Below are 11,298 nucleotides of genomic sequence, written 5' to 3'. Positions count from 1 at the left end.
AATGCGTGGTTTTCAGGAGGGCGGCGGATTAGGCCCCTTCGAAGTTAAAGAAGGAGCGTCCATCGGGACAGTTTTCGAGGTAGGCTTTCGCCTGATGAGGTTCCACTACCCCTGGATAATCTCCTTGCGCTCCTTGTAAATCTAAGATTAATTGAAAGTGCAGATGTGGGGGCCAGCCGCCATTTTCATTTTCGGCCCCAAGGTGGCAAAGCACTTCGCCAGCTTTTACTTCCTGCCCTGTTTTAAAACGCTTGAGGTCATCCAAACAAATATGACCATAAAGGCTGTAGAAGGTCTTTCCCTTTTGTTCGTGTTCCAAGATTAAAGTAGCGCCATAATCTCCGGGATGGTCATTGAATTGAAAGGAATGCACTTTGGCATCGCGAGGACAATAAACCGGTGTATTAGCGGGAGCCCAAAGATCAACACCCAAATGGATTGTGCGTTTTCCGCCTTGAGAATCGAAGTGTTCGAATTGACTGTAGATTTTGCGGTTTTCGCCATATCCACCAATAGCATAAAGCTTATGCTCTAGACGAATGCGTTGTTGAATGTATTTGCCTAGCTTTTCCTGGGAGTCGATAAATTTCAAATCCGGGTTATCTGCCGAAAGGTTTAATTCCAAGCAGTTACGCGGGTGTAGGTTCAGTCGGAACAGGGGGTATTGGGCCTTCGGTTTCATGATTGCAGAGTTTTAGTTTTCGACGCGTCGGGCTTTGCGTTTTTTATGAGAAGCCGCTCTTGAACCGCCTCCTATGGCAGAGCTTAAACCAATAAGAAAGCCTAACCAATAAGGCCAACCGGTATTATTAAGCGCATGAATGCCAATATCCCGGCCAAAGAGCTTACCTAAGGTGGAGAAAAAAATGATAAAGCCATGCCATAGGCCGTAAAAAAAACCAGCGGGTTCTTCCTCAAAACCGGAAGGGGCACAGCTGCTAAGGCTAAGAATAATAAGGCCTAGAGCGATTATTTGGAGGCTTTTAGTTTTCATGGCGCATGCTGATTTGAGAGACTATTAAGGTACAAAATAGCCTGAAGCAGGGCAAGGAATAAAGTCAAATTAGAAGGGCTCAAAATATTGAGCTTCAAAGGCTTAAAACCAGAGCCATAATTGGTATTTTGGATGCTTAGGAGATTTTATACTCAACAATTCCAAGCTCGAACGAATCTCTAGTAATACCTTAAAATAGTCTTGGAAATACTGTTGTTCCCAATTTTTAAAATGAAAACCAAAGCTTGTGCTTTCCTGGATGGTATCCATCAATAGCAAGGGGAGAAGGTTTAAGTCTGCTGGCTTATCATTCAAGAGTATGTGATTCGAATCTAAAGGTTCAATGCGAATCACTTTGCGAAAAGGGCTAGCTATACTATCGATATCAAAATGATTATAGTTCCAAATCCATATTGGAAAATTACAATGCACCGAGGGCTGAAAGCTACCCCATTCATCCGAGGCTTGAACCGCATAGTAAAACTGAGAAGTATTTATATCAACCATAACCTTTTGGTGAAAAGCAATTAAGGTTCTCATGCTCAAATCGCGATCCACCACAAGGCGGGTTTCTGTGCTCCGCCAATGGTGAAAGTTGTAAATGCTGTAGAACTCGTGTAAGTCATGTTCTCCTTGCCAGTAAGTATAAAACCTGGGTTTAGGGTTTTCAAATAGAAAGACCTCATTCATACTTAAGACAGATTGGGACTTTAGATAATAACTACTTTTTGGAATTTGAATATCATAAAGTGAATAGGGTCCTTGCTTTGAAAGTGTTTGGGCCGTTTTACCAAAATCGCGTATTTCCCAAAAAGCTAAGCTGAAGCTTAAACCAGCAATGATGATCGTGCTGAGCAACAATGCGACAAAGCCTTTTCTCCGAAAGTGCAATAACAAATTGGACCAGTACCTAAAATAGATGATAACTAAAGCGAATGGCAGAACCCATCGATAATTAAACAGGTACTCAAAACCATTGTCGAGATCACGAAAAGCAACTAAAAACCAATAACTAAGGATAAAGCCAATATGTAGAAATAGGAAACTGAACTCCCATATTAACAGACTGTGGTCATTTAATATGCGATGACGCCTTAAAGTTTTGCCGAAGCGAGTTTTTTCAGGTTTTTGAAACCAATAGCGCAGTAAAAGATCGAAACTTAGGAGAATGGACCAAAGAGCGATGATCCAACGATGGAAATAATTTTCATAGTCTCCCGGATTCCAAACCTGACCATAGCGATCAACACCAAGAACTTTAATTAATTCAAAAAGCAGAACTATAAAATGGTAAAAGCTAATGGTAAAACCCAAAGCCAAAAAGAGCCCCATATAGAAGCGGTCTAATTGGAGTTCCAGCGAATGCCGAAATCTTTTAAGCATAGTAGGGGATCAGGTTTTTCCGAAAATACAAATTAGTCTACCAACCTTTATCCTGATATTTGGGATTAGGCGAAAAGCCATGCAATCCTAAATCTAAATCGCCACTATCCGGAATGCGTAATTCACCCCAATTGCAAGGCTTGTCTTTTTTGGAACCATATTCTTTCCAATTGCCTCGATATTGATGATTGCGATCCGCTTGAAAAGGATCAATGGGGCCACTTTCAACTTTAGCATCTGCATTTTGGATAAAATGACTTTGGAATTGTCCCTCAAAAATGCCCACATGCTTTTGATGTGGATTTTCTGCGAGTTTGTAGCTTCCACTTAATTGAAATCGTTTGGGGTATTCAGCGCTTTTTACATCCGAACTCAGATTTTGATAGCTTTCAATTATTAGGATTCCACTGAAATCGCATCGATTATTAAGCACGGTACTATGGCCAAAAACCTGGTACTGATTATCGAAAGCCTTCACCTTTTACAGGGAGTCAAAAACCATATAAATCCTTTGTTTGTCTTCGCCAATAAATCCCAGGAACTCACTTTCGGGGATAAGGACTTTCGAAAGGTCCAGTGCGCAGATTTCGGGCACTTCGGAAATGGGAATTCTTGAATTGGCATACCTGGTTTTTACAGCGAATAAAAAGCTGGTACTAAGAGCAAGAAGAAATATCCGAAGAGACATAGTTGATATTTGAGAGCTACAATTTACCGATAATCGGCGTTTAGAGGTGTTGTGTAAACCGTTGACAGTGAAAGGTTAAGAGCTTGCGGCTTCCGTTTATCGAAGATATTCGACACTTAATCGAAAAGATTATTGGTAAAAGCAATGAGTTTAAAACAAAAAAAAGCCGGAGCAAATTACTCCGGCTTTAAACTGTTTGTTTCCCGATTTTTTAAGAAGCTTTCAATTCCTTGATATAAGCTTCGTAATCTTCGGTTTTAGCGCCATCCTTTTTAGCTAGCTCGAGGGCTTTTTCTTCAATTTTTAGGGCATGTTTCTTTTCACCGTTTACCGCTAGCAGGTGGGCGTAGGTATCATAGATATAATGACTGGGGTCTAATTCTACTGCTCGTTTAGCCCAAGCCACAGCCTCTTTCAAAACTTCAGGGTCTTCCACTTTTTCATAGACGGTCCAGGCAATGTCGTTTAATTGACGCGCATCATCCCAGCAATGCTCTTTAGTCCCTTTCAGGGCTACTGTGCCATAGGCTTTATAATCTTCATTTTGCTTTTGCTCCATGAGGTTAATTTGAAAGGCTACTTTTTTAGAACCGGGGAATTCAATGCTTAATAGCTCATCCTTCTGAGCCTTGTAAGTCGCTTTAGCCTCTTCGCTGCGAGCGCGGTAAAGGCCATTGGCCAGGGCATAGAATACAGTATGTTCCATAAACTCCTGAGCTTCTTTACCTTTTTTCTCTACCACCAAATCCGCATTGCGCAATAAGGTTTTAAAGGTTTTTAAGTTTACATCATTAGCTGTGTACTGAATAATTTCCCAGTTTTTAGCCTTAAGCCATTCTTCTACCTCAAATTGCTCAAAGTATTTGTCAACCATTCCTGGGGCCACCATATTGGCCGCCGAGGCAGTTTTAAAATAGTTAAACATGAATTCGGCATTCTTAAAATTGGCCTCCACATTTTCAAGTAAATAGGGCAAATTGCGTTTAGGGTCTTTAGCCTGATCTCCTGCCTCGATATAGCTTTTGGGGTCGCGATTGGCTCCTACCGTTACCAATAGGCGCTCACCTTGATCGTCTAAATAGAGTAGGGTAGGATAAGCGCGAATGGAATATTTCTTAGCAATGTCAATACCCTCACCTTTTTCCATGTCTATCTTCAAACACACATAGTTTTCATTGTAATATTCGGCGACGGTCGGATCAGTAAAAATATTCGCACTCATCCATTTGCAAGGTCCACACCAGGTGGTATAGCAATCGATAAATACAGGTTTTCCCTCTTCTTTGGCCACTTCAAGGCCTTCTTTTAGAGAGAGGTCTCTAAATACAATCTTATCGGCATGTAAGCCATAAGCCATAAAGAGGCAGAGAACTAAATAGCGCATGTAAATTCATTTTTAGGATTCCGGATTTTCCTCCGAAACGTTAGTTAATTGATATTCAGGTTTAAGGAAGTCCAACAAATATACATAGGGAATGTCTACAAAGAGATGCCCCATGGCATAAGGACCAATTTCATAAGGGTTATAATGAAAGTGTAATCCTTCGTGATTGTAGGTGAAGACCTCCGATAGCTGAAATTGGTCTTCATCAAACCAATAACCATGTTCGTTAAGGCTTCCGGTTTCAGGTAATTGATATTCTTTTCGAAAAAGGGATTCCGCCAGGCGTAGGAAATCATTTGAATAGCCAGGCTTAATAATGCTGTCCAGATTTAACTCGGCTCCATCTTTCAAACGGATTAGTTGCGAACCTCCGAAGGTATTGGGATGAGCCCCTCCCGTAAATGCAGAATGGCTGCTGTGATAGGAGAATAAACCTTCTTCATTTAGGGCAATATTTACACTTTGACTTAAGTCCCAAGCCGAAACCGGAGCAAAATCACTTTTACTTAAACGTAAATATTCCATGCGAATACTGTCGTAAAGCCCCTGATAAGATTGAATGTTTTCGGCAAAACTGAGATTGCCTTCTAGCAAATGTTGCTGTATTTTTTTATTGATGTTTTGATACAGACTATCCTCTCCTTTTACTTGAAGATCTTCAATATAAAAACTGAAAAACACTACTCCGCTATCGTTTTTCGCTTCCAGGGAAATCGTGTCCAATTGAAGTTCTAAGCTTTGTACGGTTTCTGGCGCAGGAATGGGCTCATTACAAGCCGAAAGAAGGAGAATGCTAATTAAGAAAGGCAGGTATCGCATGGCAAAATTTAACCGCTCTATTTTATAACTTATTTTTGGGCGAATCCGTAAACTAAGCTATGAAATTATATTCGGTAAATCTGGGAACATTTAAGTTAGACGGCGGTGCCATGTTTGGCGTGGTACCCAAATCCATTTGGCAAAGAACCAATCCGGCCGACGAAAATAATTTATGCAATTGGGCCCTGCGCTTAATGCTTATCGAGGATGGTAAGCGTTTAATTCTGGTAGATACGGGAATGGGACATAAGCAAAGTGAGAAGTTTTTCGGTTTTTACTTTCGTGGAGGTGAGCACAATATTGATAAAGGCTTGGCAGAACTTGGTTTTCACCGCGATGATATTACCGATGTTTTCCTAACCCATATGCATTTTGATCATGTGGGCGGAGCAGTGATGTATGAAGGCGATAAGCTGGTTCCAACCTTTAAGAATGCCACTTATTGGTCTAATAAATACCATTGGGATTGGGCCGTAAACCCTAATCCGCGTGAAAAGGCATCCTTCCTAAAGGAAAACTTTGAACCCCTACAAGCCAATGGCCAGGTGCAGTTTTTAGATGTCCCTCGCGAAAATGGTTGGTACGATACCGAGCTTCCCTTTAAAGTTTGTGTGGTTAATGGACATACCGAAGCACAAATGCTGCCCTATATAGAAACCGGCACTGAAAAGATCCTTTATACTGCTGATCTCCTGCCATCCGTAGGGCATATTCCACTGCCTTATGTAATGGGCTATGATGTTCGTCCACTTGAGACCATGGCCGAAAAAGCCCCGGTACTTCAAAAATGTGTGGATGAAGGCATTAAGCTCTTCTTCGAGCATGATGCAGCCAATGAAATGGCCCTTTTAAAAATGACCGAAAAAGGAGCGCGCTTAGATCATACCCTGCGCTTAAGCGATTTAAGTTTATAAAAAACCCCGGCCTCTTTGCCTTTCAATTTAATTATGAGAAAAAACACCCTCAAGACTCTTTTGGCTCTGCTTCCCCTTTCTGTAATGGCTCAAGTTCCACAGGGCTATTGGCAGCAGGAAGTGGATTATTCCATTCAAATTAAGCTCAATACCAAGAACCATCAGTTCAACGGAACGGAGCAGCTCAAATATTTCAATCATTCTCCGGATACTTTAAATGAAGTATTCTTCCATTTATACTTCAATGCTTTTCAGCCGAACAGCATGATGGATGTACGCTCTCGCAATTTGCCGGATCCCGACGGAAGGGTTAAGGATCGCATCTCTAAACTTAAGGGCGATGAAATTGGCATTCAGAAGGTGAAAACCTTTAAAATGAATGGCAAAGAAGCCTTTACCCAAACTGAGGAAACGCTAATGAAAGTTCTTTTGCCAGAACCTTTATTACCGGGAGATACCGCGGTTTTCGATTTAGAGTTCGAAGGCCAGGTGCCGGTGCAAATTCGCCGCAGTGGACGCGATAATGAAGAGGGCATTGATTATACCATGACCCAATGGTATCCCAAAATTGCTGCCTATGATAAGATGGGCTGGCATGCAGACCCTTATGTAGCAAGGGAGTTTTACGCTCCTTTCGGAAAATTCGAAGTACAAATTGAATTACCCTCAGATTACAAAATTGCGGCCACCGGAAGCTTGCAAGACTTTGATTCCTATTGGGCAGCGGCTGAGCTTGAGGATGGAGTTCAGTTTTTAGACCTAAAACCTTGGAAACCGGATCTTCGGACCTGGACTTTTAAAGCGGAAAATGTGCATGATTTTGCCTGGGCGGCGGATCCGGATTATATCCACAGTACTGTTCCAATGGATAGCACTCTGGACCTGCACTTTTTCTATTTGGAGGATTATGATAAAACCTGGGAACGCTTACCTAAATACACCCAGCAGTTTTTCCGAGAAATGAATAAACGTTATGGACGCTATCCTTATCCCCAGTTTTCGGCTATTCAAGGTGGTGATGGTGGAATGGAATACCCCATGTGTACCATGCTAAAAGGAACTGGCAAAATCAGCGGTCTGGTAGGCGTAACGGTGCATGAAGGAGCCCATAATTGGTATTACGGTATTTTAGGAAGTAATGAATTGCGCTTTCCCTGGATGGATGAGGGCTTCACATCATTCGCGGAATCAGAAGTATTGAATGCCATTAGTCCACGTCCGGTAGCCAATCCGCATGCCAATGCCTATGCTGCCCATGCTTTTTTGGTTTCTAAGCCCGAACAGAATGAAGCCTTGAGCACCATGGCCGATCGCTTTGAACGCAATCGTACCTATAGTATTAATGCCTATTCCAGAGGGGAGGTATTCTTGGCTCAACTACGCTATATCATTGGTGATGAAGCATTCGATCGCGGCATGAAGCGCTTCTTTAATACCTGGCGTTTTAAGCATCCCGAACCCTGGGATTTGATTCGCATTATGGAGCGCGAAAGCGGAATGCAATTAGATTGGTATTATCACCAATGGGTAGAAACCACCAAGACTATTGATTATGGTATTGCTCGAATTCAGGAGGGCAAAGGCGCCACTAAGATTTATTTGGAGCGATTGGGAACAATGTCCATGCCCTTACGGATACGGGTTTACCTAAAGGATGAAAGTGTTTTCAATTATTATATCCCCACTTTAATGCAGTTTGGCGAATTGAAGGAGGAAGGCTACAATACCCAAAAAGCCTGGCCTTGGACCCACCCTGAATACGAGTGGTTGATTCCATTCGAAGCGGATAAAATTGAAAAAGTGGTGATTGATGAAGAAGGCTTTATGGCCGATATCAATCGGACCAATAATGCCTATCCTCGCGAAGAAGGACAGAACTAAGTCCAGATCGCGCGAAGAGCAATAAAAAGTCCAAAGCCGATTAAGATCAGGGAAATTCCCTTTTCAATCATACGCATTCCTTTGCCAGCCAGTTTTTCTTTAAATCGGCTGGCAAAGTAGATTTTAAGGAAGTCTATAAAGAGGTAAACCCCAATGGTGGTGGCATAAAACAGCACCATTCTATTAGGTTCATTGTCGACTAAGTTTCCAATGGTTACCGTAGTGGCCAGCCAAAAAAGCAGCACGCCAATATTGAGGAAGTTGAGCAAGAAACCTTTTACTAAAAGCAAGCCTTTGGTGTCGAGTTTCAAATTGGAATTAAATTGACTTTGATTGGAAGATTTGCGGAGGTAATACGCTCCAAAGGCCATTACCGCCAGGCCCGAGCCAATGCCAATCCAGAGGTTTGATTTTAGGTTTTCCAATAAGGGCCTGCTGCCAAAATAAGCCAGCAGGATAAAACAAATATCCGCCAATACGGCGCCAATATCCAAACTTAAAGCCGCAGCTTTTCCCTTGCTAATGCTGGTTTCAATGATAACGAAGAAAATAGGACCTGCCGCGAAACTGAGGCTAAGCCCAAGGGGAAAGGCGTAGAGAATCTCCACCGCTGGCTTATTTGGTTTATTCGCTAGCCTCTTGCTCTGATTTCAGGGCGTCAAATTCTTTTTGCAAGCTTTGGAGGTCAGATTCTAATTTCGAAATTTCGCCGTTTTTCTGATTCAGCTCTTCGTCCTTATCGCTAAGGTTTTGCTTCAGCTGAGCGATTTCAGAACGTTTAGCTTCCAGCTCATTTTTAGTGGCTTCCAGTTGCTCGCGGAGCTCTTTAATTTCCTTCTGCAGGCCAGAGGTGGTAATGGTATTATAGGCAATAAAAAAGAGGAAGCCTACGGCAATAATCACATTGGCGTACAATGCCTTGCTGGGATTATCACCCATTACAAAATAGACGGTTAATGCGGCTGCTACGACCAAGGTTCCAACGACCAGAACCAGGGTTTCCATTTTTTTTCTATCCATTCCCAATTGTTGCTCGGTTGAGGTTTTAAATGTACAGTTTTTTATACGGGCACAAAGTCCAATTGTTTCTTCTCGAGGTCAGCGTTTTTTACCTGGATCGCAATATTATCTCCTAATTGGAAGACCTTACCATAGCGATCGCCAACGATGCAAAAATTAGCTTCATCAAAGACATAGTAATCATCTTTGAAGTCGCGAATTCGGATCATACCCTCACAATGATTATCACGCAGCTCCACAAATATGCCCCATTCGGTAACTCCGGAAATGGTTCCCATAAAGGTTTCACCTACCTTATCTTCCATGAACTTCACCTGCATATATTTCACAGATTCGCGTTCCGCTTCGGTGGCTACTCTTTCTCGATCTGAGCTGTGCTCACAGAGCATTTCATAATGATCTTTGGAAGGTGACTGACCGCCATCTAAATAGTGTTGCAATAAGCGGTGCACCATCACATCCGGATAGCGCCGGATAGGGGAGGTGAAATGCGTATAATATTCGAAGCTTAAGCCATAATGCCCAATATTATCAGTACTGTAAATGGCTTTGGCCATGGAACGAATAGCCAGCTTGGAAATCATATTGTCCTCGGGCTTACCCTTAACCTGGTTCAGCATTTTATTTAAGCTACTGCTGATGGCGCGCGAATTGGTATAGCTCACTTCGTAGCCAAATTGCTTAACAAAGGTTCCCAGGTCCCGCAGTTTATCCGGATCGGGATCATCGTGAATCCGATACACGAAGGTCTTGCCACTGGGTTTATTGCCTTTTTTACCAATAAACTCAGCTACCGAGCGATTGGCTAAGAGCATAAATTCCTCAATCAGGTGATTGGCCTCTTTAGACTCTTTGAAGTACACCTCGGTAGGATTGTTGTTCTCATCCAAATGGAATTTCACTTCCGCCCGATCAAAGGCTAAAGCACCGTGTTGCATGCGATCAGCTCGCATTTTTAGGGCCATATCATTTAAGATATTGATCTCCTCAGCCAGCGGACCTTCTTTACTTTCAATCACCGCCAGAGCATCTTCATAAGCAAAGCGTTGGTCGCTATAGATTACGGTTCTGCCGAACCAGGAATTGAGTACTTCCGCATTGCTGTTCATTTCAAAAACAGCCGAGAAGCAAAGTTTTTCTTCATGGGGGCGCAAGGAGCAAACGCCATTCGAAAGCTTTTCCGGAAGCATCGGTACTACTCGGTCTACCAAATAAACGGAGGTAGCGCGTTCTACTGCTTCCTTATCGAGGGTAGAGTTTTCGAGGATATAATGACTCACATCTGCGATGTGCACACCAATTTCATAATTACCATTTTTTAGTTTTTGAAAGGAGATGGCATCATCAAAATCTTTGGCGTCGGCCGGATCGATAGTAAAGGTGAGAACCTCTCTAAAGTCGCGACGTTTTTTAATCTCTTCGGCAGAGATTTGATCGGGAATACTTTCGGCTTCCAGTTCTACTTCTTTGGAGAACTCTCGTGGTAAACCAAATTCGGCTAAAATGGAGTGAATTTCCACTTCGTGATCTCCAGGGTTACCCAATACTTCTATAATCTCACCAAATGGAGAAGAAGCTTTAGGGGGCCAGTCAGTTATTCGAGCTACAGCTTTTTGGCCGTGTTTGGCCCCATTTAAATGCTCTTTAGGGATATAGATATCCACGAGCATTTTACGACTATCAGGTACCAGGAAGCCATAGTTCTTGGATAACTCAATGGTGCCTACAAATTCGGTACGCGCTCTTTCCAGGATTTCAACAATCTCACCCTCGGGTTTCTTGTTTTTCCTTTGAGCGTACATTAAGACCTTAACTAAATCGCCTTGTAAGGCATTAAGGGTAGCTTTGGGAGTTATATACACATCTTGATCCAGCTCTTCACTAATCACATAAGCCGAACCTTTGGAGGTTAAATCGACCTTACCGGTGATAAAGTGATCGCTGTGTTTGTAGCGGTATTTGCCACGTTCGGGCTCTTCAACCAGATCTTGTTTGCGGAGGGAAGCGAGCGCTTGGAGAACCATGTCGCGCTCCGTATGATCGTTAATACCCAGCTTGGCGGATATCTGTTTGTAATTGAATTGTTTAAGTCGGTCTTCTCTTAAGACCCCCAAAATCGCCTTTTCGATCTTGGCTAAACGCTTCAGGCGTTTATTCGTTCTTTTCGGTTTCATGTTATGCGAAGGTACGTTAGGGAATTAAGCTTAGGATTATC

The 11,298-nt window shown here is 42.6% G+C and carries 12 protein-coding genes; 2 read left to right on the top strand and 10 right to left on the bottom strand.

The genetic code is table 11. The features are described from left to right. Nucleotides 1-28 precede the first annotated feature (28 nt). The 7 genes from ACO05P_RS12555 to ACO05P_RS12525 all read right to left on the bottom strand — a co-directional run bounded on the left by ACO05P_RS12555 (nucleotide 29) and on the right by ACO05P_RS12525 (nucleotide 5,268). Entirely contained in the window at nucleotides 29-682 is a 654-nt protein-coding gene (locus tag ACO05P_RS12555; RefSeq protein ID WP_421751328.1) for a peptidoglycan DD-metalloendopeptidase family protein, read from the bottom strand. A 12-nt stretch (nucleotides 683-694) separates the two neighbouring features. Beyond that, nucleotides 695-994 carry a hypothetical protein gene (locus ACO05P_RS12550; RefSeq protein ID WP_421751327.1) on the bottom strand — a complete coding sequence of 100 codons (300 nt, stop codon included), beginning with the start codon at nucleotides 992-994 and terminating at the stop codon, nucleotides 695-697. A 102-nt stretch (nucleotides 995-1,096) separates the two neighbouring features. Beyond that, on the bottom strand, nucleotides 1,097-2,377 hold the full coding sequence (locus ACO05P_RS12545) for a hypothetical protein (protein ID WP_421751326.1): 1,281 nt from the start codon (nucleotides 2,375-2,377) through the stop codon (nucleotides 1,097-1,099). Nucleotides 2,378-2,414: 37 nt separating this feature from the next. After that, on the bottom strand, nucleotides 2,415-2,855 hold the full coding sequence (locus ACO05P_RS12540; RefSeq protein WP_421751324.1) for a hypothetical protein: 441 nt from the start codon (nucleotides 2,853-2,855) through the stop codon (nucleotides 2,415-2,417). 3 nt (nucleotides 2,856-2,858) lie between these two features. After that, the gene (locus ACO05P_RS12535) at nucleotides 2,859-3,065 is read right to left on the bottom strand and encodes a hypothetical protein (protein WP_421751323.1); all 207 of its coding nucleotides are present in this window, start codon (nucleotides 3,063-3,065) and stop codon (nucleotides 2,859-2,861) included. A 211-nt stretch (nucleotides 3,066-3,276) separates the two neighbouring features. Further along, nucleotides 3,277-4,449, bottom strand: coding sequence for a thioredoxin family protein (locus tag ACO05P_RS12530; RefSeq protein ID WP_421751321.1), 1,173 nt, complete (start codon nucleotides 4,447-4,449; stop codon nucleotides 3,277-3,279). A 12-nt stretch (nucleotides 4,450-4,461) separates the two neighbouring features. Continuing rightward, complete coding sequence (locus ACO05P_RS12525; protein ID WP_421751320.1) at nucleotides 4,462-5,268, bottom strand: DUF3298 domain-containing protein; 807 nt, start codon at nucleotides 5,266-5,268, stop codon at nucleotides 4,462-4,464. A gap of 59 nt (nucleotides 5,269-5,327) precedes the next feature. On the opposite strand from ACO05P_RS12525, the gene ACO05P_RS12520 reads away from it, so the two are divergent. Further along, nucleotides 5,328-6,182 carry an MBL fold metallo-hydrolase gene (locus tag ACO05P_RS12520; RefSeq protein WP_421751319.1) on the top strand — a complete coding sequence of 285 codons (855 nt, stop codon included), beginning with the start codon at nucleotides 5,328-5,330 and terminating at the stop codon, nucleotides 6,180-6,182. Nucleotides 6,183-6,215: 33 nt separating this feature from the next. Continuing rightward, nucleotides 6,216-8,063: a M1 family metallopeptidase gene (locus ACO05P_RS12515; RefSeq protein WP_421751318.1), complete on the top strand. Its 1,848-nt coding sequence runs from the start codon at nucleotides 6,216-6,218 to the stop codon at nucleotides 8,061-8,063. Here the strand turns inward: ACO05P_RS12515 and ACO05P_RS12510 are convergent. Genes ACO05P_RS12510 through rnr form a run of 3 tightly spaced genes read right to left on the bottom strand, consistent with a single transcriptional unit; the run spans nucleotide 8,060 to nucleotide 11,257 of the window. Then, nucleotides 8,060-8,671, bottom strand: a complete 612-nt coding sequence (locus tag ACO05P_RS12510; RefSeq protein WP_421751317.1) for a LysE family translocator — start codon at nucleotides 8,669-8,671, stop codon at nucleotides 8,060-8,062. The genes ACO05P_RS12515 and ACO05P_RS12510 overlap by 4 nt on opposite strands. Before the next feature lie 16 nt (nucleotides 8,672-8,687). Further along, nucleotides 8,688-9,083: a hypothetical protein gene (locus tag ACO05P_RS12505; RefSeq protein WP_421751316.1), complete on the bottom strand. Its 396-nt coding sequence runs from the start codon at nucleotides 9,081-9,083 to the stop codon at nucleotides 8,688-8,690. A gap of 41 nt (nucleotides 9,084-9,124) precedes the next feature. Next, a complete protein-coding gene (gene rnr / locus ACO05P_RS12500; RefSeq protein WP_421751314.1) occupies nucleotides 9,125-11,257 on the bottom strand; it encodes a ribonuclease R in 2,133 nt (710 codons plus the stop codon). Nucleotides 11,258-11,298 lie beyond the last annotated feature (41 nt).

Source organism: Croceimicrobium sp., assembly GCF_965228705.1.
GTDB lineage: Bacteria > Bacteroidota > Bacteroidia > Flavobacteriales > Schleiferiaceae > Croceimicrobium.
This window is presented reverse-complemented; position numbering and strand designations above follow the sequence as displayed.